The sequence below is a fragment of the uncultured Sphingomonas sp. genome (assembly GCF_964237335.1).
Classification (GTDB): domain Bacteria; phylum Pseudomonadota; class Alphaproteobacteria; order Sphingomonadales; family Sphingomonadaceae; genus Sphingomonas.
On the sequence record NZ_CAXSHM010000017.1, the window covers coordinates 39,448 to 66,136 of the forward strand.

A 26,689-nucleotide genomic window follows, 5' to 3' on the forward strand; every position below is an offset into this window, starting at 1 on the left:
ACGGTCAGATTGGCCCGACGCCGACCCCCCCCACCAGCACATCGGCATCGCGGTCCCAGGCACCCCTGGCCGGCCCGTCTACCGGTCCAACGGTTCCCGGTGCTACCCCGGCCAGCGTCGATGACATCATCGTGACGGCGCAGAAGCGCAACGAAAGCCTGCAGAATGTGCCGATCGTCGTCACGACGGTGAACCGGCAGCTGCTGCAGGATACCGGCGTCAAGGACATCAAGGATCTGGCGTTGCTGGCGCCCGGCCTGCTGGTCACCTCGACGAGCAGCGAGGCCTCGACGACCGCGCGCATCCGCGGCATCGGCACCGTCGGCGACAATCCCGGCCTGGAATCGTCAGTCGGCATCGTCATCGACGGCGTCTATCGCTCGCGCAACGGCGTCGGCTTCGGCGACATCGGCGACATCGACCGGATCGAGGTGCTGAAGGGGCCGCAGGGCACGCTGTTCGGCAAGTCGGCGACCGCCGGCGTCATCAACATCCTGACGGCGCTTCCGCAGTTCAGTTTCCACGCCAGCGCCGACTTCACGGCCGGCAATTACGGCGCGATCGGCGGCGCGGCCGAGGTAACCGGTCCTGTTGCCGACAAGCTCGCCGTCAGCCTGTACTTCGCGGACCGTCAGCGCGACGGCTATTTCCGGGTCAACGACGGCGCCGGGCCGAACACGGCGACACGCGACACCGATCGCAACTTCTACACCGTGCGCGGTCAGCTCCTGTGGAAGCCGACCCCCACGCTGACCGCGCGGTTGATCGCCGACTACTCGTATCGCGACGAGCATTGCTGCATTGCGGTGATCACCCGCGCCAGCCAGGCGCCTGTGCCAAATCTGGCCAATGGCGTCGTCGCGGCGCTGGGCGGCAACGACGGCGATCCCAGCAACCCTTACGCGCGCACCGCGTACGCGAACCGTCCCGATGAGCAGCGGACGCGGGACGGCGGTATATCGCTCCAACTCGACGGAGAGATCGGGCCGGGAACGCTCACCTCGATCACCGCATATCGCAATTGGAAGGTGTCGGGCGGGTTCGATACGGACTTCTCGACGCTCGATCTGCTCTATCTGCCGGACGACAATAGCAACTCGTCCAAGTTCCGCACGATGAGCCAGGAACTGCGTTACGCAGGCTCGTCCACGGGCCTGGATTACCTGGTCGGCGCCTTCTACTCGTATGAGAACCTGCACGAGAACTCGAGCATCCTGACGGGCAATGCGTTCACGCCGTACCTCAGCCTCGCCCTGTCGCCGCTTGTCGAGGGACGTGCCGACCCGACGTTCCTGCAGAGCGGCTTGACCTTCCCATTTGTGAGCAGCAACGGCGCGCGCGGCGTCAACTACGCGCCGAACTCCGGATCGCTCGACCAATATCGCCAAGATGACGACACGGTCGCGCTGTTCACCAACGATACGCTGCATCTGACGAGCAAGCTCAACCTCAACGTCGGGCTCCGCTACACGATCGACAGCAAGTCGTTGAACAGCTACAGCAGTAACATCGGTGGTGGCACCGGCTGTGGCGCGGCGAACACGGCCTTCGGCATCCTCAGCGCCGTCAACCCTGCGGCCGCAACGGCCCTGTCCGCAGTCAACGAGACGCTCTGCCTTCCGTTTCTGAGCCCGGGCTACAACAACTTCTTCGATCATCAGCAGGAGACGGAGCACAATCTGTCCGGCACCGCGAAACTTGCGTATAAGATTAATCGCGATCTGCTGCTTTATGCGTCCTACGCGCGCGGCTACAAGGCAGGCGGCTTCAACGTCGACCGTGTCGAATGCGCGGTCGGCACCACCGGATGCGCGTCGGGCAGCGCGGCCGTGATAACCCCGATCACCAACACTGCGTTTGCGCAGGAGACCAACAACGCATTCGAGGTCGGCGAGAAGGCGACGCTGTTCGATCGCAAGCTGCTCTTCAACGTCACCGGCTTTTACCAGCGCTACACGGGGTTCCAGCTCAACACCTTCAACGGCCTGGTGTTCGTGGTCGACTCGGTCCCGCATGTCGTCAGCAAGGGCGCCGACGTCGATTTCGTGTGGTTCACCTCGTCGCGGCTCACCTTCCAGGGCGGTGCGACCTATGCCGACACCCGCTACGACCTCACCCCCGCGCAACTGGCCGACCTGGTCGCACGGACCGGTTTCCAGGGCCAGCGAAAGTCGCGGCTGTCCCTCGCGCCGCTGTGGTCGGCGTCGCTGTCCGGCACCTATACGCAGCCGCTCGGCGACAGCTACAAGGCGCGGCTGAACGTCGGCGCGAAGTACAGTTCGGACTACAACACCGGCTCGGACCTCGATCCAGGCAAGCTTCAGAAGGCGTACACGCTGATGAACGCCCGTCTGGCCTTCGGTCCGAAGAACGATCGATGGGCGATCGAGGCCTGGGTCGAGAACATGCTGGACACAAACTACAAGCAGGTCGCGTTCGACTCCGGCTTCCAGAACGTACCGTCCAATGCGACGGGTGTGCTCGACGCGTTTCTGGGCGCGCCGCGCACGTTCGGTGGCACGCTCCGGTTTCGATACTGAGCATCATCGGGAAGGCCTGACCCTTACGACCCCGCGAGGTCGACGCGAAACCGTCGTCATCCTCGCGGGGCCGTCTTGTCTGGATGCACCTTCGACGACATAGCCGGCCCGCTGTCGCCAAGGAGCGTGCGTCGCAATGGCATCTTCGCTGCCGCACGTGGCCGGCCTCGACTTCGGTACGACCAACACCGTGGCGGCGATCGGCGTCCCTGATGGCCCGCCGCGGCTGCTGTCGTTCGCCGGGCCCGACGGCGCGCTCGACGTCTTCAGGTCTGCCCTGTGCTTCTGGCATGACGACGATCGCGGTGGCGGCATGGCCGTGGAAGGCGGACCGGCGGCGATCCGCGAGTATCTCGACTGCCCCGAAGACAGCAGGTTCCTCCAGTCCTTCAAGTCCGTCGCCGCGAGCCATGCGTTCGAGACCGCGTCCGTCTTCGATCGACGCTACCGGTTCGAGGAGCTTGGCCGGTTGTTCCTCGAACGCCTCGTCGCCCAGGCTGGTGGTTCGCTGAGCCGGCTCGACCGGGTGGTGATCGGGCGCCCGATCGAATATGCCGGAAGCCGGCCCGACCCGATCCTCGCCCGCCAGCGGTACGACGCGATGTTCGCCGGCTTCGCCGATGAGATACATTATGTGTATGAGCCGTTGGCCGCGGCGTTCGGCCATGCCGAAAGCCTGACCGAGCCCGCGACGCTGTTGGTGGCCGACTTCGGCGGTGGCACCAGCGACTTCTCCGTCGTGCGGGTGGCCGGGCCGGGCGTCGAACCTCGCTGCACGCCGCTGGGTCATGCCGGGATCGGTTTGGCGGGCGACCGGTTCGACTATCGGATCGTCGATCGCCTCATCCTCCCGTTGTTGGGCAAAGGCGGCCGCTATCGGTCGTTCGATCGGGCGCTGGAGATCCCGGACGGCTATTTCGCAGACTTCGCCGACTGGTCTAAACTCGCGCTGATGCGCAACCGGCGCACGCTGGGGGAACTCGATCGGCTGCGTCGCAGCGCCATCGATCCAGATGCGATCGCGCGAATGATCGCCGTCATCGAAAACGAGCTCGGGTTCCCGCTGTACGACGCCGTCGGTCGCTTGAAGCGCGCTTTGTCCGAAGGTGCGGAGGCAACGTTCTCCTTCTCGGGTGCCGGTCTCGATATCGAAGCCACGGTGACGCGCGCCGACTTCGAAGCCTGGATCGCCGACGATCTCGCCAGGATTGCGGGAACGGTCGATCGAGCGCTCGCGAACGCCGGGCTGGATACGGCGGCGGTCGACCGGGTGTTCCTGACCGGGGGAACGTCGCTGGTACCTGCCGTGCGATCGATCTTCGAGAAGCGGTTCGGCGCCGACCGGATCGCGGCCGGGGGCGAACTCACCTCGATCGCGCACGGCCTGGCACTGATCGCGACGCAACCGGACCCGAGCGCCTTGACGAGCTGAAGGCGGCTGTTCGCCGGGTTCGAGGACCCAAGCGGCCAGAGTTGCGTTCGTGCCGTGGGCTAGGTGGAGAAACATCGTGGACGTTCTCAAATTGCCGCTTGGCGAGCCAGCACCGATCGACGTCGATTGCTTGCGGATCGAGCAGCAATCGCCAACATCCTGGCGTCTCAGCACATCCGCCTTGTGCAAGACCGACGAGGAGGAAGAGTCCGTTTCGATCGTCGGCGGCTCGGACTTTGCGACAAGTGCCGAGGCGGAGGAGGCCGGGGTGCGCTGGGCAGCCGATATCGGCGTCGAGACGCTTTACGTCTGCGTCGGTACTCTCGACAAGCCGTTGCGACTGCTCGAGTCCGACCTCCCGGGCTAACTCATCAGCCGGCCTGTGTGGTGAACCGCAAGGACCTACTTGCGTCGTCGCCCTTTTGTCATTGAGTCGGGTTTCTTAGGCGGCGTCCAACCAGGCGGCGGGGTCACATGCTGCCGGTTCGACCCCAGCCCCATCGCGCCGGACCGCTGGCGGGCGATCCCGGCCGTGTCGATACCGGTCGCCTGCTCGACGTCGGCACCGCCCCGGATGATGTTCATCTGATCGCGCAGCCGCCGCGCCTCCTCGAAATCCAGCGCGGCGGCGGCCGCTTCCATTTGCTCGCGAAGGTGATGGAGAGTCTGACTCATGGCTCGGCGCTTCGATCAGGCGCCGGAGCTCGCAGTCGGCTCGTGGATCGAGACGCCGTTGGCGTGGGCGCGATAGTCCCGCGCGGCGGCGTAGGCGGGCCGACGCGCGCGCATGATCGAGCCGAGCGGCCGATGCGCGGCAAGGCCGACCCAGGGACTGAAGGCCAGCCGATCCTCGACCAACTCCCGAAGCTCGTCGGACCAGCTCTCCTGGGGCAGGGCGGTGATGCGCGCGACGGGCTGGTAGGAGCTCTCCGTCTCGGGCCAGTCGGTCGCGGCATCCTCGACCGGCATCTTGTCGATGTCGGTCGCGAGCTGGACGCGCAGCTCCCAGACGGCGGGGCAGGCGCGGAAATAGGCCTCGACGGACTCGCGGATCGCGTCGGGATGACCCGATAGTTTGATCGACTGCCCCGAAAGCGCGGTGAGTTCGGTGGAAACGGGCACGACCGCCACTTTGCCGAAATAGTCGCCATGGAGGAGCGGCGCCTGGGAATAGAAGCTGTCACCCAGCAACTCCGTCGGCGCCTGCCCGGCAAGCGTGGTCAGCGTCGCCGACTTCTGGCCTACCGTCTCAAGTGCCGCGTTGGCATTGCGGGACAGCACCGAGAAGACCTGCTTGGCCGGTTCGGCATGGCCGGTGGCCTTGGCCAGCACCTTCAGCTGCTTCAGGAACCCCTCAGCGGTCGCGACCTGGAACGACGGCGAGTTGCCGAGGACATAGTTCTGCGTGCTGTCCGCCTCGCTGCCGGGCAGCCGAGCGCCGGGCACACCCAGCACCTTCAGCGCCACCCCGCGCGGGGTGGAGACGTTGTCGTCCAATATGTCGCCCGGAGTCGTGCTAAAGCGCATGATGGCGTCGTAGCTGCCGGTCGTCGCGAACAGGCCTTGCGCCAGCGACGCTGGAAGTCCGGGCAGAACATCGAACCGGGCCCGCACATATCCATGCGCCTTTGCATGGACGGCGCGATAGGCGTGACCTTCGTCGGAATGGGTTTTCCGCTGGATGGACAACATGGCTTCGGTCAGGCCGCGTTGAGTACCGTCCTCGTCCGGACTGATGACCTCGAACGAGGGATCGAAGCGGAGCGGAGCGAGGTTCTGCAGCATTTTTGGTAAACGTCGGGCGAGTTACGGCGGTTGCACGGTTTGCCGACATGAAGCGATCGTCATCGCGAGGACAGTCCGACGATCGACAATGCGCACCGCGCTCAGGTCGGCGAGACCGGCGGATCAGCGCTGTTTCTTCGTCATGGTCGCGGTGAAGTCGGGATCCTTTTTCGACACCCAATCGACGAACTTGCGCACCGCGGGGTCGGCCAGTAGGCCCTCGACGTCCATCCCGTGTCGCTGCAATTCCGAGTTGGTGAAACTGGCGATCAGCGTCTGCTGGCAGATGGGGTGCATGGGGACGACGTCCCGGCCGCCGCGGCTCTTGGGCACCGGATGATGCCAGACGATCGTCTTGCCGGTCGGTCGGCCGCAGAGCCAGCAGGCGACGATCGTCGGCGGAGCTTCCTCCGTGCGATGCGCATCGCCGTAGGGATCGAGTTTCGAATGTTTGCGGGCCATATGTCCACCTGGATGATCGATGCGCTTGCGCTCCATCAGCGCACCATCATTGATGCCGCAACGTGTTTGCGAACCCATCATTCGTCTTTGTCATCCTGGCAAGTTTCCTGAGGTTCGCGCGGACATGCTGTTCCACGCGTCGATCGTCGTAGACGCCCGTGATGTGAAACTCGTCCTGCCCAAGCAGTTCTTTCAGGCGCGTGGCGAACGCAGCCTGGGCGTCGGTGCACCCGGCAGTCTTGAGGCTTGCACAGACCCATTCCTCGGCGGCGGCCTTGTCATAGTCGTCGCGTGCCTCGTATCCCCGCCTGTCCGCCGCCGCCTGATCGAGCCTGGCAGCCCCGACACGGCTTTCGAGCCATTTGCGGACCAACTCGCCATCCCAAGCCTTCGACGTTTCGCTCACCATGCGCTCCGATCCCGATCTGCCCACCTTGATACCCCAATCCGACGCGGTCGGGCACGCTCGAACCCGATCTGGAAGAGTGGCCATCAAGCAAGCAGCATCTCGACCCTGATCGGCAGATCCCGCACGCGCACGCCTGTCGCGTTGAAGACGGCGTTGGCAACCGCGGCGGCGACGCCGATGATGCCGATCTCGCCCCGCCCCTTTACGCCCTCCTTGTTCACCATCGGGTCCGGGTCAGCCACCATGACCACCACCTGCTCGGCAATGTCGGCCGCCGTGGGGACGAGATAGTCCGCAAGGTCGCGGTTGACGTAGACGCCGGTGCGGGCATCCACCTCGGTCCTCTCCAGCAGCGCCGAACTCACTCCCCAGGCCATGCCGCCCAGATACTGGCTGCGCGCGGTCAGCGGGTTGAGGATGCGTCCCGCCGCGAACGCGCCCACATGGCGCACGACGCGAACCTCGCCCGTCGCGGCATGGACGTGCGCCTCGATCATGTGCGCGCCAAACGCCCATGCCAGTCTGTCCTTGGGCAGGGTCAGCAGCTTGATGTGCCCAGCCCGCAGCTCGTCGAAGGCCTCGCCGCTTGCACCCGGTGGCGCATAGTCGAACGACACCTCCCGCACGCCGTGGGGTTGCTGCAGCAACGCGGTACACGCATCGCCCAATGCGTTCGCCAGCGTGGTCGTGGTGGACGAGCCGCCGGATATTCCGGCTGGCGGCAGACCCGTGTCGCCCAGCGCCACGGTGACCCGGTCGAGCGGGACATTCAGTTGCTCCGAGGCGATCGTCGCCAACAGCGTGTACAGCCCGTTCCCGATCTCGTGATGCGCGGTCTCGATCCGCACGTCGCCCGCGGCGTCCTGGACGATCCGCAGCGTCGCCGGCGCGATCTTCACCGGCCGCGCCGCCGCCGCGCAGCCGTGGCCGATCCACCAACCGTCACGCAGCCGGGCACGCGGTCGCGGAGAGCGGGCGGACCAGCCGAACGCCTCCGCCGCCGCATCGAAGCATCGCATCAGCGGGCGGGTCGTGAAGGGCTTGTTCGTCACCGGATCGGCGGCCACGTCGTTGCGCCGCCTGAGGTCGATCGGGTCGATGTCAAGCGCGTGAGCCAGTTCGTCCATCGCGCTCTCCATGGCGAAGAGGAACGGCATTTCCGGCGGTGCTCGCATCGGGCCCGGCGTGTTGCGGTCCACCCGCCCGAGCCGTTCCTCTCCCGCGACCGCCTCGGCGGCGTACAGCGCGGTGGAAACGTCGGTGCCCTCCATGGCGAAACGGTCGAAGCGCGACGTCACGGTCGCGGCATCGTGACCGACCGCCAGCAGCCTGCCGTCGCGGGCAGCCCCCAGGCGGACGCGATGCCGGGTCTCCGTACGGTGGTTCGCGACGGTGAACTGATCGCGGCGGCTGACCTCCAGCCTGACCGGACGGCCGAGCCGGCGTGCCGCCAGCGCGCAGATCGCGGTGTGCTGCGACAGGGCGAGCTTGGAGCCGAAATGGCCGCCGATGAAGTGGGCGATCACGCGGACCTGTCCGGGCTGGAGACCGAGCTGGGCCGCGAGGCCATGCTGGGCCGCGACGATGTAGCGGGTCGGCTCGAACACGGTCAGTCGATCGTCCTCCCAGACGCAGGTCGTGCTCGGCAGCTCGATCGGGTTGTGATGCTGTATGGGCGTCGTGTATTGCCCGTCAATCCGCACTGCCGCGCGGGCGAGTGCGGCGTCGAAGTCGCCCTTGCGTCGATCGTGGTGCTCGGCATCCACTTCCGCCAGCGGCTGTGTGGCGCAGCGCGGATCGTCGAGCGACGCGACCGGAGACTGGCCAGCATAGCTGAAGCGCAGCGTGGCCGCGGCGGCCGCAGCCGTCTCGGACGTCTCGGCGACCACCAGCGCGACGATCTGACCGGCATAGCGCACGTCGGGCGAGGCGAGCGGTCGCCAGCTGCTATTCGCCCAACCGCCCTCCATAAGGTGGCCGACTGGGCCGATCGCGTCGCCAACCTCTTCGTGCGTCAGGATCAGCAGGACGCCCGGCATCGACTGCGCGGCGTCACGGTAGGTGGCGGTGATCCGTCCCTTGGCGATCGCGCTGACCGCCAGCGCCGCATGCGCCATGCCCGGCAGGATCATGTCGCCGGGAAAGTCCGCGATGCCGCAGACCTTCAGCGGACCGTCGATCCGCTCCTGCGGCGTGCCGGTGCTCGCGACCCGTCCGGCCTTTGACGCCCGGACGCCCTCACGGGCCGGATCAGGGATCGCGCTCATCCGATCATCCTCACGCTCACAGACTATCGTTGCGGGACGAACGTACGGGCCGGCGTCCTCGCTCCGTCATCTGAGGTGCGCCGGATTAACTGGTCAGCGCCCGCGACCGTCGCGTGCGCTTCAGCCCGTGCTTAGCCCGGTCATCGACAGCCGCTCGCCTGACCACCGCAGCCAGCCGGCCAGCAACAGCGCGTACAGGCCGAGCCCCGCCGCCAGCAACGCCGCGTCGGCCAGGGTGAAGCGGATCGTCGCCACCGGCCCGCGCAGGACCAGCGTCATGCCGAGAGCGGCGAGGCCGGCAAGCACCGGCGGCGCGCCGAACGCGACCGGCATGCGGTGGGCGAGCCGGGCAGACAAGGTCCGTCGTCGCAGGGCGGCTTGCAAAACCGTCGCGACCAGCATCGCCGCCGCCGCGCCCGCGATGCCGAGCAGCGGCGTCAGCAGCAGCACGAGCGCGATGCCCGCCGAGAAGGCGATCGCCGCCATCCGCAGCCCCGCGCCCGGCAGGAGATAGGTGAACAGCAGGTCGCCCAATCCCAGGCTCCCCTGCAGCGCCTCCGCCGCGGCGAGCAGCGCCAGCGCGGCGTAGCCCCGCTCGAACCCCGTGCCGAACGCGCCGAGCAACGGTCGACCGAAGGCGACGATCGCGAGGAGGAACGGCATCTGCACCGCGAGCAGGAAGCGAACCGCCGCCGCGATCGCCCGCGCCGTCGCCGCCGGCCCGCGCTCCGCGAGCGTGCGGGCGACCAAAGGCACCAGCAGCCCGTCGAAACTCTGCCGCACCTGACGTAGCGGCGTGCGTACCTGCTGCGCCATGCTGTAGATGCCGGCCCACCGTGCGCCGAGCAATGCTCCCACGATGTAGAGGTCGGCGCGCGTGTAGATGCCGCTCAACAGGTCGGTCGCGGTGTTCGGGATCAGGCTCCGCGCGATGGCGAGCAGTCGGCGCGGCTCCGGCCGGTAGCTCGCGAGCTGGAGCGGCCCAAAACACCGCCTCAGCCCCGCCAGGGCATAGGCGTTGACGCCGAAATTGCCCGCCCAATAGCCGGCGATCAACGCCCAGCCCGGAACGCCCGCCCACCAACCGGCAGCCGCCACGGCAAGCTGCGTATAAGGCTCGACGATGCTGCGACCCACCACTTCGTAGCGGATGGCGTGCCGCCAGCGGCTTGCGGCGAGCATCACGTCGACGAGCGTCTGCCCCGCGATCATCGGCGCGAGCCAGAACAGCGCGGCGGGTGCGCCCTCGAACGGGATGTGCCCGGCCGCCAGCGCCGTCACCGTCATGATCGTGGCTGCCAGCGCTGTGCTCGCCAGGAGCACCAGCATGGCCGCATCCGCGACGACATGCGTCGCCGGGGTTTCCCCCGCGGCGACGTTGGCGTCGAGAAGCTGGAAGATCACCTTCTTGAGGGACAGCCCGGCAAGCCCGACGCCGCTTTCGACCGCCGCGACGCCGATGCTGTAGGCGCCGAACGTCGCCGCACCGAACAGGCGCCCGGCGATGAGAAGGAAGCCGAGGCGCGCGCCCAGCTTGACGAGGAACCCGGCTCCCGTCGCCAGTGCCCCGCGCACGACCATCCGGTGCGCGTCGTCTTCATTCTCGGGATCGCTGCGGCTCATCGTCCAAGAACCTCGCGATAGATGGCGACGTTGGCGGCGGCGAAGGCGTGCCATGACAGTTCCGCGGCACGGCGCAGCCCGCGTTCGCGTAACATGGCCGCGAGCCGGGGCTCGTCGGCGACCCGTCGTAGCGCCGCGGCGATGGCCGGCACGTCGCACGGGCCGGCGAGCAGCGCCGCACCGCCGGTCACCTCGGGCATCGCCGATACGTCGCTGGTCACGACCGGGCAGCCGCACGCCATCGCCTCCGCGAGCGGGTTGCCGAAGCCCTCGATCAGCGAAGGGTGGCAGAGCGCGAGCGCATGCCCGTAGAGCGCGATCAGTTCGTCGCGTCCGACCGCCGTCATCACTTGCACCCGCCCCGTTAATCCGAGCGCCGCCGCCTGCGCGAGCAACGCGGCCGCGCCCGCGCCCTGACGCTGGACGAAGACATGATCCACGTCGTTCCGGTCGGCGAAAGCTACAGCGAACGCGTCCAGCGCCGCCCGGTGGTTCTTGTACGGAGCCGCTTGACCGACGGTAAGGACGTAACGGCGTTCTCCCCTGGGCGAGACGACGCCGGCAGCGGGCGGATGGAAGGCCGGAGCCACACCGGATCGCGTGATCCGCATCCGGTCTGCCGCTCGCGGGTCGATCGTCGCGATCGCATCGCGCGTGGCCGCGCTCACCGTCGCGATCCGGGGCGATGCCCGCAACGCGCGCCGGATGCCGTGAGCGTAGAAGGCCCGGTCCACGCGGCCGCGCCACCCTGGCCGCGCCGCCCAGTGCGGATGGGTAAGCCACATCACGTCGTGGATCGTCGTCACGACCGGCATCGCCAGGCCGGCGGGCTGGATGTTGGCGGGGGCATGGAACAGATCGACCCCGGTCAGGTCCGTCGCACGCGCGAGCCACCACATCGTCGCCGGCCCGTTCGCCGCCGCCCGGACGACCCGCTCGGTGACGTTGGGCGCGGCGGAAAGGCGCGCCTGCGTGTCGGGATGTTTGAGGAGCAGGAAGCGCACGTCGGGCGCCAGAGCCGGCGCGTGATCGATCAGTGCGCGGACGACCTCGCCGATCCCGCTAGGGCGCCGACGAACGTAACGCGAGTCGATACAGATCAGCGGTGCCGCCAATTAGGCCATCCTTCAGCCCGAATCCGGCGGGTCCGCGCACCCGCTTGTAGTGCCCGCATGCAAGGCCGAGCAAGGTCATGTCGTACGACTGACGTTTTGGCCCTCGTCTTTGCCCGTTCTTTCGTCTTTAAGCGCGGCATGGAATGGAGAGTACGCGGCGTGGCCGCCGGCACGCTGCTGTTGGTCAGCTTCCCCGACGTGGTGGAGGCGGAACATCGCGTCGCGGGCATGTCGGCGGCGGGGCGCTGGGCAGCGGTGGCGCGCGCGGCGGGCGGGCGCGATCCAGCCTTCCTGATCGGCGGCGTGACGTCGGGCTGGGGGCGGGCAACGCTTGACGATTTCGAGCGCGCCGGCGTCAGCGGCATGGCCCTGCAGATCGACGCCACGGCGGTCGATACGTTCCTTGCCAGTCAGCCGCTCGGGCCGTTGCTTCTTGCCGATGGGCGTTACCTCCCCGACGCCGAAGCGCTCGGCGCGTTGCTCGCCGAGCCTCGCATAGCCGCCACGTCGGACGGCGCGCCCGTGATCGCGTCAGGCACCACGACCATGTCGCTGCCTACGCTCACCGCCACCCACTCCGCCTCCGCGGTCGCCGTACCCGTCACCGACCTCGCCTGTCCCGCCGATGCCGTCCGGCGGTTGGTCCGTGCAACCGCGAAGCCGAGCGACGGCGTGGTGTCGCGCTGGATCAACCGCCCGATCTCGCAGCGGATTTCGGCACCGCTGCTTATCCATGTTCCGGGCGTCCGCCCGTCCCATGTCACGCTTATGGTCGGCGCCGTCGGCGTCGTGATGGTGGCGGCGCTGCTGTTCGGCGGCTGGACCGGACTGATCGTGGGAGGAGTGCTGTTCCAAGTCGCCTCCGTCCTCGACGGCGTCGACGGAGAGATCGCGCGCGCCAGTTATCGCGCCAGCGTCGCCGGCGCGACGCTCGACACGCGTGTCGATGTCGGGACGAACCTTGGCTATTTTGTCGGCATAGCGGTGTCGCTGACGCGCCTCTACGGTGCCCGGCAGGCGCTGGTTGGCGGGATCGTGGTGCTGTTCGCCTCGGTAGGCATGCTGCTCCTTAGTTGGCTCGCGCGTCGTGCCGGGCAGCCGGGCAGCCTCGACGTGCTCAAGCATTACTATCGCCGGCGGTTCCCGACCGGGTGGCAGCGTCGGGTAACCGAAACACTGGTCGCGATGACGAGTCGCGATTTCTTCGCATTCCTCTTCGGTGTCGTCATCGTCGCGGGCGCCGGCTGGACGGTGTCATGGCTGCTCGCCGGTTTCAGCACGATCTGGCTGTTCCTGATCCTGGCCGCGATACCCGGATTGCTGCACGGCAGCGTGCCGAAATCGGCTGGGATCGAGACCTTAGCCAGCGCCGAATAGTAATCGTCCGGCCGTGATCGCAGCCGAATGGGCGCCGCGTCAGGGGTATTTCAGCCTCACGCTCGTCTGTGCGCCCGAATGGGGCACCACCATTCGCACCGAGGTGAACGACGGCATCCCAAGAAACGTCGAGGGATTGTTCGAGAAGCCGTAACCCTCTGCCGGCAGCCCGATCGTGGTGCGGTTGAACTTCCGGTTGGCGTCCTCGTCGTGATAGACCGCGAGCGCATAGACGCCATCCGCGGGTACATAGATGCACATCCGCGTCGTCGGCGCGACGGCCGGCACCCGGCCCACGTAGAGCGATCCGTGATGGGCGAGAAACTTGTGGCGGTCGTCGGCGTACAGCGTGACGGCGACCAAGCCCTTCGCCGCGCGCACGTTGGTGATCGTGACGAACAGCCGCACGTCGCTGGCCGGCCCGGTACAGCCATCGGCATCCGCAACGGGCGCCGACGCAAAGGCGGGCACCGCGACAATCCCAATCCCGACCGTTGTCATCAGGCTGGCGGCCAGCGTCATGGCCGCGAGCGCGCCGCCAAGCCTAGTCGTCATCGTCATTCGCCATGATCCTCGCACTGACACCGCTGGTGTCCGATGCCCGGTCATGACGCTCGGTCACCCGCAACACCCATCAATCGAGCCGGACACCTAGTGCAGGCGGCGCCCAAAGAACAGCGGGCGACCCGCAACACCCGAACGAAGCCGGCACGGCTGCGCCTTGGGCAACGTCCGGGAGCAGGGAAGGCGTTTGCGAGCCCTCCTACATCGTCGCCAGCTTGATCTGCGCCAGCATCGACAGCTCGTCATACACCGCCCACTCGTCGATGATCTTGCCATCCCGGATGTGGAAGTGCGTCACGCCCATGACGAACCGAGGCTTACCGAAAGAGACGACCCGTTAGGACCCCGGCTCATGGCTTGGCCAGGATCGCATCCGTGATGATCATGAAGATATGGTCGGAGCGCTGGGTCAGCACGGGCTGATCGGTGACCCACGCGAGCGCTCCCACCAGCGCGAACAGGTCGGCGCCGTCGAGATCGGAGCGCACCGTTCCTTCGGCTTGGGCGCGGAGCAGGAGCCGCGTACCGGCGTCCTTCATCGCGACGCAGGACGCATGCAGCGCGGAGTCCTCGTCCTCGATTGCCGCCACCATGGACCTGATCGCACCGCTGTATCTGTGGGCGAGCGCGATGACCTCGCGGAGCCACGCCACCAGAGCGGCGTCGCTCGAACCGGTTCGTTCAAGCTCGCCCGCCCGGATGCCGAGCCGGTCGAAGCTGGTGCGAAGCAAGGCTTCGAGCAGCGCCTCGCGGGTCCGGAAGTGCCGGTACATCGTGCCGAGCCCCACGCCGGCCGTGCGCGCGACGTCGCGCAAGGACGCGTCCGCGCCTCCGGTCGCCAGCAGGTCGCGCGCGACGCCGAGGATCTGGTCGTAGTTCTTCTTTGCGTCGGCGCGCATGGCCCTCAACTTGACAAGCGGAACACCGCTCCGGATATGCGGGTCGGTGTTCCGTATTAGCAAAGCGGCTCGCCCGAAGGAAGAAACAATGTCGACACAGACAATGAAGGCGGTTCGCCTGCACGCGTTCGGCGGCCCAGAGCTGCTTCGCTACGAGGATGCGCCGCGTCCCGATCTCGCCACGGGCGAGGTGCTGGTGCGCATCGCAGCGGTCGGGATCAACCCGCCCGACTGGTACCTTCGCGATGGCATGAAGGCGCTGCCGCAGGCATGGCGGCCGACCCCCGCCTTCCCGATCATCCTCGGCACCGACGTGTCGGGCGTCGTCGCGGCGATCGCGGACGATGTCGAGGGCTTCGCCGTCGGCGACGCGGTCTATTCGATGGTCCGCTTTCCCGAGCGGGGTATGGACGGCGCCGGAGCCTATGCCGAGTTCGTCAGCGTGCCCGCCGCGCAGCTTGCGTTGAAGCCCCCCGGCATCGAGCACCTTCATGCCGCAGCCGCTCCCATGTCGCTCCTGACGGCGTGGCAGTTCCTGATCGATGTCGGCCATGACGAGCCCAATCCGGTCCAGCCCCACCGCCACGTGCCGGTGCCGCTCGACGGCAGGACGGTCCTCGTCAACGGCGCGGCGGGCGGGGTCGGCCATCTCGCCGTCCAGCTCGCCAAATGGCAGGGAGCGCGCGTCATCGCGGTCGCGTCGGGCAAGAACGAGGCGCTGCTGCGCGACCTGGGGGCCGACGAGTTCATCGACTATGGCAAGGTCGCGGCCGATGAGGTCGTGCGCGACGTTGATCTCGTGGTGGACGCGGTGGGCGGCCCGGATACCCGCTGCTTCCTGCGCACGCTCAAGCCCGGTGGTGCGCTGTTTCCGGTCTTTCCGCTGGGGTTCGACGGGCAGGACGAGGCCGATAGCCTTGGCGTGATGGTGTCGTCGGTGCAGGTCCGTTCCGGCGGCGCGCAGCTTGCGAAGATCGGCCGGCTGCTCGATAGCGGGACCATCCGCGTGGTGATCGACAGCCGCTTCCCGCTCGCCGAGGCGGCACAAGCGCACGAGCGTGCTGCCCGTGGTGGTATCCAAGGCAAGATCGTGCTGACCGTCACCCCGGGATGATGCAACCATGCCCATCGCCACAGGATACGTTCGCCTCGCTCGCGCCGATCTCGATCGCTCCGCTGCCGATATCGAGGCATCGATCGACGGAGGGTGCTCCCGCGGTGGGTACTTGTCCGACGCCATTGCCCAGAGGATCCACGTGTCGGCCGCGTGGCGGAGGGAGTGACTATCGTACCGTTCTTAGACATGCCTTTGTACTCCCGATGTTTTCTTATTATCTTCCGGTGCCGTGGGCGGTGCCGTGCCCCCAAGCGTGCCCCGCACCGATTAGGCCGAGAGGAGGGCGCGCCTCTCGTGAAGCCATGAATTGATGTCGGCTTCCCACCATCCGACGCACCTGGTCGTGAGCGCGACCCTGTCCGGAAACGCCTCCCGACGGATCAGCCGGTAGATCGTCGGCCGGCTGAGGCCGGTCGAAGCGATCACATCATCGATGCGGAGGAAGCGGCCCGCGCCGGCCGGGCGGCCGAGCTTTTTTGCTGCTGCGGCGGTGCTGGCCATTACGGCGTCCCTGGCGCCGGCAGAATCGGCAGCAGCTCCGGCATAGCGCCGATCCGGTACGCCTCGGCGATCTGCGGCCGCATCCAGGCGCCGGCGGTACCGCCGTCGGGCAGAACGATGTTCGCCAGGAACTCGTCCTCGAGTGCGCTGATGCCACTCTCTACGGCTTCGAGCTTGGCCTTGATGACCAGCACGAGCGCGCGCCAGCGCTGGCGCACCGCCTGTTCCCACTCTTTGAGCGCGGCGTCGGCCGTCCGCTCGCCGCGGCTGTGGTGGGTGAAGCGCCGCTCGGCCTTCGACGGCATGGGCAGGATGAAGCGGATTTGCCGATCGCCGAGGCGGAAGGCAGTCATGTCGGCGTCGTGCTGCCATCCGTACATGAACTGATCGGCGCCGTAGCGGATCAGCGTCCGCTCGATCTCCTCGCGCGACGCGTTGCTGCTGACGGTGGTCGTGGCAGCGAACTTGGTCATGCTGGGCACGCTACGATGGCGGCGTCGATCGCCGCGAGAGACGGCGCGTTCGCGCTCACCTGTATGCGCCGCTCCTCGTGGGCCAGTTTGATCGTCGCGATCGGCCCTTTCGCAGCGATAGCACGCGCCAAGTTCATCGCGGCACCAGCCTGTGCTCCGGAGAGCCCGAGACGCTGGACGCGAGCGTTGGCGCCGAAGCTTTCGTGATCGAGGGTGAGCGCAGGATCTAGTCCGATCCGCAGAGCCTCAAACATCGCGAGCTGGAGCGCTTGCTCGTATCCCGGACCGAGCCCGCCCATGGCGATGGACCAAGCATAACCCTTCTCGTCCCACTTGCGGAGATAGTCGGCTGCATCTTGGCCATACGTCTGCTCGTCGTGGTGTTGATCGTCCTCGGTGGCGGTGCGGTAGAACGCCACTTGACCAGCGATCCGGATGCCGCGGATGGGAGACCCGACGCCGCGGCCCCATAGGTCGACCGTGTCGCCGACGTTCGGCGTGATGCCGTGCGACTTGGGTAGGCCGAAAGTCCATCCGTCCTGCCGTTTGATCTCCCACCAGTCGTCGCTTTCGCGCAGCTTGGCGATCGTCACGGTTTCGGCTGGCGCTTCCGTGATATCAGTCATCGGTATGGTCCTGGGATGAGAGGGCGGGGACGTCGGTGGACGCCCCCGCCGCTGTTGGTGTCAGGCTGTCGGCCCGGGGGATGCCGCCGGCGCAGGGTCTTCCACCGGGTCTGCCGTCACTTCGGCGGATTGGGCCGCGTCTGTGGTTGGCAGGGCAGTATCGGTCGTCGGAGCCGGCTGTGCGGGGGTGTTCGCTGCGACGGCGGTCGACAGCGAAGCCGTCGACTGGTCGAGCTGAGCCGCGAGCGCCTCGATAGCGTCGGGATCGTCGGCGTTCTCGCGGAGATGGCCTGCCAAGCCGGTGATCAGCGCTACCGCGCTGGCGGCGACCGTGGTGGCCTTCTGGACTTCGTTCGTCAGGTCTTCGATTGCAGTAGCCATTGTGCTTACCTTCATGGTTGCGAAGACGATCGCGGCGGCGATCGCCAGAAGTGCCAGGAACATGCGTTTCTCCCAGCTGCGTCGACGGACTGAACCGAACACCCGGCCCGCCTCGGGATCTCGGATCAGGGCGGGGCGGGCACCGTTGGCAGCGCGCTCATACCGGGACCTCGTCGGCCGCGATCGCGCCGGCTATCGCCTCGTCGAAGGCCTCGCGAGTGGCGAAAGTGGCGCCCAGCTCGGCAGGTTCGAGATTGGTGACAAGGTCGGTCCAGCTACTGAACCAACCTTCCTCGAGCTCGTCGATCGGCGAGTATGCGCCGTCGTCGCCGCGCTCCCATGGCAGTCCGTCGACGACGACGATCGCCGGAGGCTCCATCGCGCTCAGCTGGTCGGCGCGCTGCTGCGCGGCGAGCTGCTCCTGCTGCTCCTGGTCGACCAGTTCCGCGGCCGCCGCGGCCTGCGCCGCGATTGCGGCGTCGCTGACGAAGATGTTGATCGGCACGAACCAGCCGGCGGCGCCGTCATGAACACCGGCGCGGCCTTCTGAGCCACCGACAATCCACAAGGCACGGCCTTTGAACGGGGTGCCGGCAAAGGGGCCGACGGCGAGCCGGCGTGCGTGCCTGGCGATCGCCGCCGCGCGCTCGACAGCCGCCCGTTCTTCCGACGTCGGATGGTGGTAGGCGACCGACTGCTCCACCGGCGGATCGATCGCGCGGACCTGATCCTTGGGTACGAAGAACCCCTTCGTGATGCGGATCAGCTCGCCGTCGTCATTCACCCCCACCGGGAGCTGAACGAGGATGCGGTTGTTTCGGATCGTCTTGAGCATCCGCGCGACGCGATCGGGATTGTAGTCGTTCCCGACCCAAGCGTAGCCGTTGGGAGCCTGCTTATCGATGCCGTGATACGCCATCGCGTATTTGCCGAAGGTCAGGTCCTTCACCTTTACGAAGCCGGTGACCTGATCGCCTAGCTCCAGCTCGTCGGCCCATTGCGGCAGGAGCCGCAGCATCTGGAAGTCGATCAGTTGGTGCGCCTGGGTGACGACGATGAAGGCATTGTCCAGGCGCCGCTTCCCGTCCGCGGCAGCGTCGATGTCGAACAGGCCTTCCTCGTAGCCGCCGCCCTCGCGCTCGTAGATGCGCCTGCTGACGAACTTGAACAGCGGCCATGCTTCAGTCTGAGTGTCGGTGGAGATCGCATGCCTGATCTCGTCGGCGCTGGACTTGCCCGCGCCGTGCCGCTTCTTCGCCAGCTTCTTGAAGGTGTCGCGTTGGACGTGCCGGTCAGAGGTCGTCGCGTACGCCATCGCTGCGTCGAGGGTCAGCTCGCGCGCAGCGAGGGCATCCAGGATCTCGCTGTCCAGCTGGGCAAGCCGGAGGCGCTGCTTGATGATCCGTTCCTTGAAGCCGAATCGCTTCGCGAGGTCGGCGGTGGATTGTGTCCCGCGCTCCATCAGTGCCTGGAAGGCGAAGAACTCGTCGACCGGCGACATGGTGCGCTGCTGCAGGTTCTCGGCGAGCGACAGCTCGATCGCGTCGTCCTGGTCGCGGATCAGCACCGGCACCGGGAAGTCGTCGTCGAGCAGCGCGCGACTGCGCAGGATGCGCAGAGCCTGGAGGCGGCGACCGCCCCCGACGATCTCGATGCACGTGGGCTCGAATGAATCGCGATAGCCGATCAGCGACTGGAGCAGGCCGTGCGCCTCGATGTCATCCGCGAGCTGCTCGATGTCCTCGTCGATCCGCGTGTGGCGGACGTTCTCGGTCGCGCGGCGCAACAGGCGTAGCGGGATCGGCTCGGGTGACGAAGGGACGATGCTGTTCGGCGCCCGCGGCGCTTCCGCGGCCGTGGCGACCGGCGATTCGGGGCGGGCCTGTAAGTCCAGCTGGTGCGCCTTGCGGATCACGGCGTTCCGCGTGATGCCGCCGAGCTTCTCTGCGATCTGGCCAGCGGAGTGGCCCGCCTCCCAGAACGTCCGCAGGTGCTCCGTCCGCTGGTCGGTCCAGATGCCGGTACCGGGCTTGCTGGCCGCCGCGGGTGGTGGTGCGGCCTTGGCTGCACGGCCGCGGGGCTTGGCGATGGTGGTGTGTGCGTTCATGATAGGGTGTTCTCCGGCTTCGGCCGCGAGCGCAGATGTCTCGACTGGGCGGCCCTGGGTGCGCTCACGTCGGCGGTGGACACCGCCGGCGCGTCGGGATCGGAGAGGGGGAGCGAACCCGGCCGCTCCCCCGAACTGGCGGCGATCGCCGCCTCGATGTCGGTCTGGCGATCGTCGGCGGCCTCGCGGCCGTACCGGATCATCATGGCGACATCGCACCAGGTCTGGTGCCGGGTCGCGTCATGGTGGCGGGCGGCCACGCCTTGGGCGTTCGGGCCGGTCCAGATCGCGTCCATGCCGCCGCAGATGAAACAGCCCGCCATAACGGCGCGGCTCGTGCTGGTCGGGCGATTGTAGAACTCGGCCGGGAGCTTCATGACGCCGCAGCCTGCGTGTTACAGGTTGGGCAAGCGATTCCACGCCGCACCTGTCCGCGTCCGGCATAGATCCAGCCGGTGTCGTGCCCGCACCGACGGCAGCGGAAGCGGCCGGCGCCTTTCCCGTCAGGGAACGAGCCAGAGTCGACGACGTGCATCAGCACTCGCCGATCGGCGGGCGGGCGCGGGCCGAAGAGGTCGGGCGCAGTCACCAGCCCAGCGCCTTGCGTATGCGATACCTGATCTGCTCCCAACGCGTAGCGGGGCGTGCCCCGAAAGGCGTGAGGCGGTACAGGACGCGCCGCGCGTCACTCGGCCGGCGGGCGCGGATGACCTCGAACAACGTCATCACGCCAGCCCCAGCGCGGTGCGGTACGTCTCGAGCAGCGCGTCCGCCTCGTCGCGGTGGTGCTTCTCCATGCGGCGCAGGCGGACGATCGAGCGCATCGTCTTCGCGTCGAAGCCGGTGGACTTCGCCTCGGCGTACGTGTCCTTGATGTCGTCCTGCAGCCCGCGCTTCTCTTCCTCGAGACGCTCGATCCGCTCGATGAACTGGCGCAGCTGCTCCGCGGAGACGTTGTCGGTCATGCCGGCACCTGGTCGTGCTGTTGGCTCGTAAGGTGGAAATCAGCCGACGCGGGGCGGTCGTCGTGGACCGCCTTGCGGAAGGCGCGGGCAACCCATGCATGATCCACCGGCATCCGCTCAAACGCGAGATAGCGCGTCAGAAGGCCTTCGATCGGTTCCTCGTCGACCTGGACGACCCGGAGCACGTCTCCGACCTGCGGGTTGTGCGGGCATGTCACATGCCAGTCGCTCCTGAGACAGACGGCAAGATCACCCGCGCGCCAGCTTCCGCACGGGCCACGGACATCGCGTATCTGCGGGCGCCGCCAGAAGGCCCACCGGCTCACGCCGGCACCCGCTTGCGCTCGACGATGGCGACGAGGTCGCCGAAGGTGGAGAGCCCCTCCGCTTCCTGATCGGTGATGGTGACGGCGCACTCGTCCTCCGCGCGCATCACGATCTCGATCACGTCGACGCTGTCGGCGCCGAGCGTCGCCATCGTGGCGGCATCGGTCACGGTGGCGGGCTCGCAGCCGAGCGCGTCCGTCACGATGTCGACCAGCTGGTCGCGGGTGGTGGCGGCCATCACAGCCGGCCCGCCAGCGCGGCGCGGATGTAGCCTGACGCGATCAGCACCACGAGCAGTGCGCCCGCGGCATAGATGGCCGCCTCCAGGCGGTCCTGAACGGCCTTGGTGCGCGCATGGAGTACGAGTGAGTGGAGCACGCCAGCGGGCGCGGGGCGCGCCATCGGATGGCGCGAGATCGGCGCCTCGTCGGAGGTCAGGTACGGCGTGAGGTCGAGCGGCTCGGGCCGCGCGGGGACGATGGGCTGGTGGATCACGGGTCAGCTCCTCGGGACAGTGGTATCGATCAGCGCCAGGAGGGCGAAGATCAGGGCGGCGAGGCCGACGGCGACGGCGGCCGGGTGCATGTCGAGCGCCTGCAGCACGGCCGCGATCGCGACCGTGCCGATCGTCGGGCTCCAGCGGCTGAGCAGCTCGACGGTGCGATCGAGCGGGCTCACGCGGCAGCGCTCCGGAAGGCGGGGTGCGCGCGCTCGGCGACGCGGGCGGCGACGTCCTCGGGCGCGAGCGCGGTGTAGCAGGCGTGGCAGAGGCCGAGCGCCGGCCAGTAAAGCTGGTCGTACGTCGTGCCCCAGCCGCACACCCCGCAGAGGCTTGGCGCCGGCAGGTCCTGCCCCTGCGCGATCGCCTCCAAGCGACCAAGAACCTCCAGGTCGAAGTGGTAGACCGCGCGCAGCGCCATGATCGTCGTCAGCGTCATCGGCTGCGCGTCCGCCTCGATCAGCTCGAGCTGCAACACCCGCTCGTGCTCGGGCGTCGCGGGGTCGGTCGGCAGCAGGGCGGCGGCGTCGGCGACCGATAGCAGCGCGGCGCAGCGGCGCTGCTTCAGGTACGCGCCGGGCGTGATCGGCGGCATCATCGGCCGAGCGCCGAGGCGACGACGGAATCAGCGGAACAGTCGGACCGGAACCACCAGCCATGACCGTTCTGCCGCCAGCCGCCGCGGCGAAAGACCTCGCCGACGATGCGGCTGCCGACGGCGTCGTATGACACGCCGAGCCGCATCGCCGCGGCTCTGTCGGTGAGCGCGGTCACGTCGGGCGGGATCGACGCGACCAGCGCGTCCGCGCGATCGGCGCCGGGGCTGATGACCTCGACGGTCAGCGGCAGGTCGGCCGCCGGCGCGGCGGCGGGGCGCAGCTGCTCCTCGACGATCGCGGCGCCGATCTCGCGCACCGCGGCGTGGAGCATGCCGACGGCGCGGACGGCATGGAGATGCGCGGCCATGCTGCGCAGCCGCAGCGCCAGCGCGTCGAGATCCGCCTCTATCCTGGAAGCGGTGGCCTGGAAGTCGGAAAGGGCGGCGGTGTCGGACACGGCAGTCTCCGGGCAGCAGTTTCCCGCCCCGTGGATCGCGTGATCGACGGGCCGGGCGAGCGGTGGTGGGCGGGAGCGGCGGGCGGCCGCGCGTCAGCTGGTGTCGGGCGCGAACAGACGGGTGCAGCTCAGCCGGTGCAGCCGGCCGAGCTCGGCGACGACGTGACGGACCGTCGGCGCCATGCGCGCGCGCTCGTCATCGGTGACGATGCCGTCTTGGAGCGCCTCGGCGAGTTGGGCGGCGAGGTCGCAGAGATCGGCGAGCGCTTGGCCGTCGGTGCCTTCGACGCTCTCGATCGGAACGATGCGCATGCCCGCCAGCGCGAACGCGCGATCGGCGAGGCGGCCGTCCCATTCCTGACAGCCGCGCACGAGCGTCGTCGCCGGCATCGCGCGGTCGCCGGCTATGTAGCGCTCGATCGTCGCCTTGCTCCGGCCGAGCACGCGCGCGAGGTCCGCGTTGGTAGCGCGATCCTCTTCGCGGATCGTGCGCAGGCTGGTGCCGAACGCCTCGAGTACGGATGAGTCGGTGATCGTGCGGAAACGCCGCTGGATGTGAGGGCGCATCATGCTGCAACGCCGCATGATGACGAGCCCATCCGAAAGCCGGCGCCGGCACAGGGAGGAAACCGGCGCCGACCCGTCCGACATGGTCCGCGCAGACTGCGTCCTCGCCCGGTGCACAGGTGCGGCGAGGCCCGGCCGGTCTGCGAGCGGCCGAGAGGGGGAAGGGCGGTGATGGCGAAGAAGCCTTCGGGGGAGCGGCTGGACGCCGCTCCCCGTCCGGCTACTGTCGTGGTGCGAACACAGACAGGAACTCGGGAATGGACGAGGAAACGGCGGCTCACGTTGCGGCGCTCACAGCGGGCATGCTCGAGCTGTGCGGTGTACTCGCACAGCGGCATGTCATCGACGCGGGCGACCTCGGCGCTATCCATGACATCATGCATCACGCTCTCCGGAAAAGAGGCGACGCAGACCCGCACGAACACGCCCGAAACCAGTTGGCGCAATGGATCGTGCGGGCGAGCGAGCTGGCGCCAGAAAGTCTTCCACTTCCTCCGATCTGACGACCGGGGTCGTCAAACGCTTCCGATCGGCGCTGTCGTCGGGATACGGGCCTGCGCTCATCGTGCCGGCTCCATGCGGGTGGCGTCGTGATCGGCGGGGGCGTCGTCGCGCGGGTAGATGTCCGGGCGGAGGTCGTGGCGGCTGATGCCGGTCGCGGTCTCGACCTTGATCACCATTTCGTCGTCGGCAGGCATTTGGCCGGCAAGCAGCCATTCACGAACGGTCGACTGCCGTCGTCCCACAATGCGACCGAAAGCCGACTGCGAGTTTGCCGCGCGAACTGCCCGTGCCAGGGCCGAATCTGAGTCGTGCTCGATCGCCATGCGCAGCAGATAACGGCATGCCGTTAGAACAGTCAACGGCATGATCGCCTATATTTTCAACGGTGCGCCGTTAGCGTCCGCTCGATGACGATCGGTGAGCGCATTGAAGAGCGACGCATCGCGATCGGGATCAAAACCCAGTCGGCGTTGGCAGAGCGTGCCGGCATGCGACAGTCGACGCTAAGCGGACTTATTCGGAAGCCATACCGGTGGTCGCCTCACCTCACGCGACTTGCGCGCGAATTGGCTACCACAGTTGAGTACCTAACCGGAGAGATCGACGATCCGGACGAAGGCGCGCCACCGCCAGCGCCAGAGCCTCAGGTCGTTCACGTCATGCTGCCGGTGGCATTGCCTGCACGGCCGGCGCTGACGCGTATGTTTCTAGGCCACCTTCGCTCACTGGGTGACTGGCAGAAGATGCCCGAGGACGATCTCGCTCATGAGCTCGCCACGCTGCTTCCCAGCGGACTTGGTGTCTTGCGAGGTCCGCTTCGGTTCGAGCAGTCGGACGACGTCGATGACGACGACGAGCCTGCTGAAGATCTGTCCAACGCAGCGCCCGCGCCTCGGCGAGCGAGGCGCACATGACTTCGCACTGGGCACACCCCAACGCACACCCTGGGGTGGCCCGCCACACGGGCGTACTCACCGCGACTCGCCTCTCCGTTCTATGTTTGTTCCTTAGCAGGAAAGATTGATGACGCGCCATCCACTTCGTCGAGGAACGGCCACGGCCGTGCTCCTGGAGTATGTCGACGGGAAGGACGATAGATCGCTGCGCACCGTCATGCCGCTCGCGATCTTGGTCGGAGATGGCAAACGCACGTTGGCGAATACCTATCTGCAAGCGCGCTGCTCGGTGGCGAAGGCAACTCGCTCATTTCGCCTCGATCGCGTTCAGGACATGAGCGATCCAAAAACGGGTGAGGTGTTCACGCCCATCGATTGGATGGCCACGCTCAACCTTAGTGAGGGACAGCCATTCACCTGGGCGGAGGATGCCGACGAGCGCCCGGCGACCCCGTCGATTGTCCCGACCAGTCGGTGGCTCGTCTGGCGCGTCGCGCTGTGCGCCGTGGTCATCGGCTATCTGATCGGTCGGTTGAGGCTGTTGCATGCAGTGCTGCACCTTTTCGGTGTTCATCAGGCGCGGTGGCTTTGATGAAAGTCCTGCGCACCGCGTTGGCGATCGTCGGCGCCGCGGCTGCCGGCCTGGCTGCCGCGGGCGCGGCGCTAATCTCGCTCGCCGCCTCGACGCAGCGTTGGCCGATCCAGACGCCCGGACCATCGTGCTGACCCGCGACGAGGCCCTGTTGACCCTTGGGATCGTCAACGGCGTTGCGGAGCTGATCGACCACAACCACACGCCCGCCGAAGGCGGTGCCCCGGAGCCGGGCGTGGAAGGCTCCCACGTTATCGGATCGCGAGCGGAACACCCGGATGGATGATGATGGTGAAATCATCCTGCAACTAGGGCTGCAGGAGGGACGAAACGCCGATGCGGCAGTCGCAGCCGAGAGCTTGCTCGCCTGGATAGATCTGGCTCGTGCCGCCGCTCGGGCGATCGATCCTTATGCAGACGTTCGAGTTGAACTGCTTGGACGGGAGGAAGGCTCCCTCAAGCAGATCCTGAAGCTTGTAGACGATCATCTGGGCACGATCAGCCACGGCGCCGACCAGTTTCCATATCTCAAGAAGGCGGCGATTGGGCTAGCGATCGCGGTGGCAACGTCCGGGCTCCAAAGCTTCGTGCAACACCAGCTTGGGTCACCGGTGCAGGACGTGGCGCTGAGCCAGAAAGACCGCGATCTGTTGCAGGGCATGACCAAATCGATTCAGGTGGACGCGCATGCCTCGCGATCGGCCATGCGGTTCTATCGCGCGCTTGAACGCGATCCGGCAATCACAGGCGTGGTGGTGAAAAGCGCGGACGGCAGGGGGCCAGCCGTCGAGATCGACCGATCACAGTTTGCGATGCGCGGAGGGCTTTTCTCGCCCGAGGAGGCGCAAGTGCCAGATGAAATCAAGCGGGAGGTCTGGAGCGTCGTTCTGATGCACGCGCCGTTCTATGCCAGTACTCGCCATTGGGGATTTTCGCGCGATGGCGTGAAGTTTTCCGCGCAGGTGACAGACCTCGCATTCCTTCAGGCCATCGTTGACGGAACCCTACCGATCAGCCTGCATGAGGGCGTACGCATGGAAGTCGAAGTGGAGTGGAAGGAACGGCTAGACGGAAAGGCTTGGCAATATGTGCCAGAGAGCCGACGCATCGTCCGGGTTCTCTCACCGCGGGCTTCTGGGTCCAGCCTTTCGACCGACGATCCAGAAGAAAATGAGTAGTCCGGCCAGCACCGCGACCGAGATCACCAACGTCCACCCACGAGATAGCTGCGCAAAACCATAAAAGCCTACGATCGTCGCGGCGATAATGACCAAGCCGGTCACCCACTGGCGTATGCTCTCGCCTCGATGACCCACACTGCGCACACCGGTGTATTGATCCATACGGCTTTCACGATCAACGCTGATCGCGGCCGAAAGGTGGCCTGACACGGCGACTCGAATCCCCCTCCGACAACTTAACCGTGCCGCTGGCGCTCTAGAAGCATTCACCGTATGTTCCACGCAGGGTGGGCAAACCGATCGACATGGAGCAGCCGCGTCTCACGCCGCGGATGTCGTCACGCAAGGCGATCGTGCTCGACTTCGTCACGGCGTACATCCGCGCCCATAACGGATCCTCGCCCAGCTACACGAACATCGCCGC

General features: G+C 67.3%; 35 protein-coding genes. 11 read left to right on the forward strand and 24 right to left on the reverse strand.

What is annotated here, in order from left to right; translation table 11 throughout:
* The first annotated feature begins 131 nt into the window (after positions 1 to 131).
* The 3 genes from ACFE65_RS10170 to ACFE65_RS10180 all read left to right on the forward strand — a co-directional run bounded on the left by ACFE65_RS10170 (position 132) and on the right by ACFE65_RS10180 (position 4,339).
* Positions 132 to 2,540 (forward strand): TonB-dependent receptor, encoded by a 2,409-nt coding sequence (locus ACFE65_RS10170; RefSeq protein ID WP_375382248.1) that lies wholly within the window; start codon positions 132 to 134, stop codon positions 2,538 to 2,540.
* A gap of 136 nt (positions 2,541 to 2,676) precedes the next feature.
* Positions 2,677 to 3,972, forward strand: coding sequence for an Hsp70 family protein (locus ACFE65_RS10175; RefSeq protein ID WP_375382249.1), 1,296 nt, complete (start codon positions 2,677 to 2,679; stop codon positions 3,970 to 3,972).
* A gap of 130 nt (positions 3,973 to 4,102) precedes the next feature.
* Entirely contained in the window at positions 4,103 to 4,339 is a 237-nt protein-coding gene (locus ACFE65_RS10180; protein WP_375382250.1) for a hypothetical protein, read from the forward strand.
* Between the two features lie 35 nt (positions 4,340 to 4,374).
* On the opposite strand, the gene ACFE65_RS10185 is transcribed toward ACFE65_RS10180, so the two are convergent.
* From ACFE65_RS10185 to ACFE65_RS10215, 7 genes are all read right to left on the reverse strand, one after another.
* Positions 4,375 to 4,647 (reverse strand): UvrB/UvrC motif-containing protein, encoded by a 273-nt coding sequence (locus ACFE65_RS10185; RefSeq protein ID WP_375382251.1) that lies wholly within the window; start codon positions 4,645 to 4,647, stop codon positions 4,375 to 4,377.
* A gap of 15 nt (positions 4,648 to 4,662) precedes the next feature.
* Positions 4,663 to 5,757: a catalase family protein gene (locus ACFE65_RS10190; protein WP_375382252.1), complete on the reverse strand. Its 1,095-nt coding sequence runs from the start codon at positions 5,755 to 5,757 to the stop codon at positions 4,663 to 4,665.
* Between the two features lie 123 nt (positions 5,758 to 5,880).
* Positions 5,881 to 6,219 carry a hypothetical protein gene (locus tag ACFE65_RS10195; RefSeq protein WP_375382296.1) on the reverse strand — a complete coding sequence of 113 codons (339 nt, stop codon included), beginning with the start codon at positions 6,217 to 6,219 and terminating at the stop codon, positions 5,881 to 5,883.
* 46 nt (positions 6,220 to 6,265) lie between these two features.
* Positions 6,266 to 6,628 (reverse strand): hypothetical protein, encoded by a 363-nt coding sequence (locus ACFE65_RS10200; RefSeq protein ID WP_375382253.1) that lies wholly within the window; start codon positions 6,626 to 6,628, stop codon positions 6,266 to 6,268.
* 83 nt (positions 6,629 to 6,711) lie between these two features.
* Positions 6,712 to 8,895: a xanthine dehydrogenase family protein molybdopterin-binding subunit gene (locus tag ACFE65_RS10205; RefSeq protein WP_375382254.1), complete on the reverse strand. Its 2,184-nt coding sequence runs from the start codon at positions 8,893 to 8,895 to the stop codon at positions 6,712 to 6,714.
* A 120-nt stretch (positions 8,896 to 9,015) separates the two neighbouring features.
* Positions 9,016 to 10,518, reverse strand: a complete 1,503-nt coding sequence (locus ACFE65_RS10210) for a lipopolysaccharide biosynthesis protein (RefSeq protein WP_375382255.1) — start codon at positions 10,516 to 10,518, stop codon at positions 9,016 to 9,018.
* On the reverse strand, positions 10,515 to 11,633 hold the full coding sequence (locus ACFE65_RS10215; RefSeq protein ID WP_375382256.1) for a glycosyltransferase family 4 protein: 1,119 nt from the start codon (positions 11,631 to 11,633) through the stop codon (positions 10,515 to 10,517). The genes ACFE65_RS10210 and ACFE65_RS10215 overlap by 4 nt, the downstream gene beginning before the upstream one ends.
* 138 nt (positions 11,634 to 11,771) lie before the next feature.
* On the opposite strand from ACFE65_RS10215, the gene ACFE65_RS10220 reads away from it, so the two are divergent.
* Positions 11,772 to 13,010, forward strand: a complete 1,239-nt coding sequence (locus tag ACFE65_RS10220; protein WP_375382257.1) for a CDP-alcohol phosphatidyltransferase family protein — start codon at positions 11,772 to 11,774, stop codon at positions 13,008 to 13,010.
* A 39-nt stretch (positions 13,011 to 13,049) separates the two neighbouring features.
* Here ACFE65_RS10220 and ACFE65_RS10225 read toward each other — a convergent pair whose 3' ends face one another.
* Together ACFE65_RS10225 and ACFE65_RS10230 are read right to left on the reverse strand one after the other, a co-directional pair.
* Positions 13,050 to 13,571 carry a DUF2141 domain-containing protein gene (locus ACFE65_RS10225; protein WP_375382258.1) on the reverse strand — a complete coding sequence of 174 codons (522 nt, stop codon included), beginning with the start codon at positions 13,569 to 13,571 and terminating at the stop codon, positions 13,050 to 13,052.
* Positions 13,572 to 13,924: 353 nt separating this feature from the next.
* On the reverse strand, positions 13,925 to 14,473 hold the full coding sequence (locus ACFE65_RS10230; protein WP_375382259.1) for a TetR/AcrR family transcriptional regulator: 549 nt from the start codon (positions 14,471 to 14,473) through the stop codon (positions 13,925 to 13,927).
* Positions 14,474 to 14,561: 88 nt separating this feature from the next.
* On the opposite strand from ACFE65_RS10230, the gene ACFE65_RS10235 reads away from it, so the two are divergent.
* Complete coding sequence (locus ACFE65_RS10235) at positions 14,562 to 15,587, forward strand: NADP-dependent oxidoreductase (protein ID WP_375382260.1); 1,026 nt, start codon at positions 14,562 to 14,564, stop codon at positions 15,585 to 15,587.
* Positions 15,588 to 15,857: 270 nt separating this feature from the next.
* On the opposite strand, the gene ACFE65_RS10240 is transcribed toward ACFE65_RS10235, so the two are convergent.
* The 14 genes from ACFE65_RS10240 to ACFE65_RS10305 form a co-directional block, all read right to left on the reverse strand.
* Positions 15,858 to 16,091, reverse strand: a complete 234-nt coding sequence (locus ACFE65_RS10240; protein ID WP_375382261.1) for a helix-turn-helix transcriptional regulator — start codon at positions 16,089 to 16,091, stop codon at positions 15,858 to 15,860.
* Positions 16,091 to 16,564: a hypothetical protein gene (locus ACFE65_RS10245; protein WP_375382297.1), complete on the reverse strand. Its 474-nt coding sequence runs from the start codon at positions 16,562 to 16,564 to the stop codon at positions 16,091 to 16,093. Before ACFE65_RS10245 ends, ACFE65_RS10240 begins: the two co-directional genes overlap by 1 nt.
* Positions 16,561 to 17,190, reverse strand: coding sequence for a hypothetical protein (locus ACFE65_RS10250; RefSeq protein ID WP_375382262.1), 630 nt, complete (start codon positions 17,188 to 17,190; stop codon positions 16,561 to 16,563). The genes ACFE65_RS10245 and ACFE65_RS10250 overlap by 4 nt, the downstream gene beginning before the upstream one ends.
* 60 nt (positions 17,191 to 17,250) lie before the next feature.
* Positions 17,251 to 17,634 (reverse strand): hypothetical protein, encoded by a 384-nt coding sequence (locus ACFE65_RS10255; protein WP_375382263.1) that lies wholly within the window; start codon positions 17,632 to 17,634, stop codon positions 17,251 to 17,253.
* A gap of 94 nt (positions 17,635 to 17,728) precedes the next feature.
* Positions 17,729 to 19,678 (reverse strand): ParB/RepB/Spo0J family partition protein, encoded by a 1,950-nt coding sequence (locus ACFE65_RS10260; RefSeq protein WP_375382264.1) that lies wholly within the window; start codon positions 19,676 to 19,678, stop codon positions 17,729 to 17,731.
* On the reverse strand, positions 19,675 to 20,055 hold the full coding sequence (locus ACFE65_RS10265) for a hypothetical protein (RefSeq protein ID WP_375382265.1): 381 nt from the start codon (positions 20,053 to 20,055) through the stop codon (positions 19,675 to 19,677). The genes ACFE65_RS10260 and ACFE65_RS10265 overlap by 4 nt, the downstream gene beginning before the upstream one ends.
* A 348-nt stretch (positions 20,056 to 20,403) precedes the next feature.
* Positions 20,404 to 20,643: a DUF2312 domain-containing protein gene (locus ACFE65_RS10270; RefSeq protein WP_375382266.1), complete on the reverse strand. Its 240-nt coding sequence runs from the start codon at positions 20,641 to 20,643 to the stop codon at positions 20,404 to 20,406.
* Positions 20,640 to 20,828, reverse strand: a complete 189-nt coding sequence (locus ACFE65_RS10275) for a hypothetical protein (protein WP_375382267.1) — start codon at positions 20,826 to 20,828, stop codon at positions 20,640 to 20,642. The genes ACFE65_RS10270 and ACFE65_RS10275 overlap by 4 nt, the downstream gene beginning before the upstream one ends.
* Before the next feature lie 137 nt (positions 20,829 to 20,965).
* A complete protein-coding gene (locus ACFE65_RS10280; RefSeq protein WP_375382268.1) occupies positions 20,966 to 21,208 on the reverse strand; it encodes an acyl carrier protein in 243 nt (80 codons plus the stop codon).
* Positions 21,208 to 21,465 carry a hypothetical protein gene (locus ACFE65_RS10285; protein WP_375382269.1) on the reverse strand — a complete coding sequence of 86 codons (258 nt, stop codon included), beginning with the start codon at positions 21,463 to 21,465 and terminating at the stop codon, positions 21,208 to 21,210. Before ACFE65_RS10285 ends, ACFE65_RS10280 begins: the two co-directional genes overlap by 1 nt.
* A gap of 3 nt (positions 21,466 to 21,468) precedes the next feature.
* Entirely contained in the window at positions 21,469 to 21,648 is a 180-nt protein-coding gene (locus tag ACFE65_RS10290) for a hypothetical protein (protein ID WP_375382270.1), read from the reverse strand.
* Positions 21,645 to 22,067: an XRE family transcriptional regulator gene (locus tag ACFE65_RS10295; protein ID WP_375382271.1), complete on the reverse strand. Its 423-nt coding sequence runs from the start codon at positions 22,065 to 22,067 to the stop codon at positions 21,645 to 21,647. The genes ACFE65_RS10290 and ACFE65_RS10295 overlap by 4 nt, the downstream gene beginning before the upstream one ends.
* Positions 22,064 to 22,525: a hypothetical protein gene (locus tag ACFE65_RS10300; protein ID WP_375382272.1), complete on the reverse strand. Its 462-nt coding sequence runs from the start codon at positions 22,523 to 22,525 to the stop codon at positions 22,064 to 22,066. The genes ACFE65_RS10295 and ACFE65_RS10300 overlap by 4 nt, the downstream gene beginning before the upstream one ends.
* Before the next feature lie 93 nt (positions 22,526 to 22,618).
* Positions 22,619 to 23,095, reverse strand: coding sequence for a helix-turn-helix domain-containing protein (locus ACFE65_RS10305; protein ID WP_375382273.1), 477 nt, complete (start codon positions 23,093 to 23,095; stop codon positions 22,619 to 22,621).
* A gap of 254 nt (positions 23,096 to 23,349) precedes the next feature.
* On the opposite strand from ACFE65_RS10305, the gene ACFE65_RS10310 reads away from it, so the two are divergent.
* On the forward strand, positions 23,350 to 23,595 hold the full coding sequence (locus ACFE65_RS10310) for a hypothetical protein (RefSeq protein WP_375382274.1): 246 nt from the start codon (positions 23,350 to 23,352) through the stop codon (positions 23,593 to 23,595).
* A gap of 57 nt (positions 23,596 to 23,652) precedes the next feature.
* Here the strand turns inward: ACFE65_RS10310 and ACFE65_RS10315 are convergent, their stop codons facing one another.
* Complete coding sequence (locus ACFE65_RS10315; RefSeq protein WP_375382275.1) at positions 23,653 to 23,919, reverse strand: transcriptional regulator; 267 nt, start codon at positions 23,917 to 23,919, stop codon at positions 23,653 to 23,655.
* Between the two features lie 84 nt (positions 23,920 to 24,003).
* On the opposite strand from ACFE65_RS10315, the gene ACFE65_RS10320 reads away from it, so the two are divergent.
* From ACFE65_RS10320 to ACFE65_RS10340, 5 genes are all read left to right on the forward strand, one after another.
* Positions 24,004 to 24,510 (forward strand): helix-turn-helix domain-containing protein, encoded by a 507-nt coding sequence (locus ACFE65_RS10320; protein ID WP_375382276.1) that lies wholly within the window; start codon positions 24,004 to 24,006, stop codon positions 24,508 to 24,510.
* A 109-nt stretch (positions 24,511 to 24,619) separates the two neighbouring features.
* Positions 24,620 to 25,084, forward strand: coding sequence for a WYL domain-containing protein (locus ACFE65_RS10325; protein WP_375382277.1), 465 nt, complete (start codon positions 24,620 to 24,622; stop codon positions 25,082 to 25,084).
* Positions 25,084 to 25,218: a hypothetical protein gene (locus ACFE65_RS10330; RefSeq protein ID WP_375382278.1), complete on the forward strand. Its 135-nt coding sequence runs from the start codon at positions 25,084 to 25,086 to the stop codon at positions 25,216 to 25,218. Before ACFE65_RS10325 ends, ACFE65_RS10330 begins: the two co-directional genes overlap by 1 nt.
* On the forward strand, positions 25,212 to 25,370 hold the full coding sequence (locus tag ACFE65_RS10335) for a hypothetical protein (RefSeq protein WP_375382279.1): 159 nt from the start codon (positions 25,212 to 25,214) through the stop codon (positions 25,368 to 25,370). Before ACFE65_RS10330 ends, ACFE65_RS10335 begins: the two co-directional genes overlap by 7 nt.
* Complete coding sequence (locus ACFE65_RS10340) at positions 25,363 to 26,262, forward strand: hypothetical protein (protein WP_375382280.1); 900 nt, start codon at positions 25,363 to 25,365, stop codon at positions 26,260 to 26,262. Before ACFE65_RS10335 ends, ACFE65_RS10340 begins: the two co-directional genes overlap by 8 nt.
* The last annotated feature ends 427 nt before the right edge of the window (positions 26,263 to 26,689 follow it).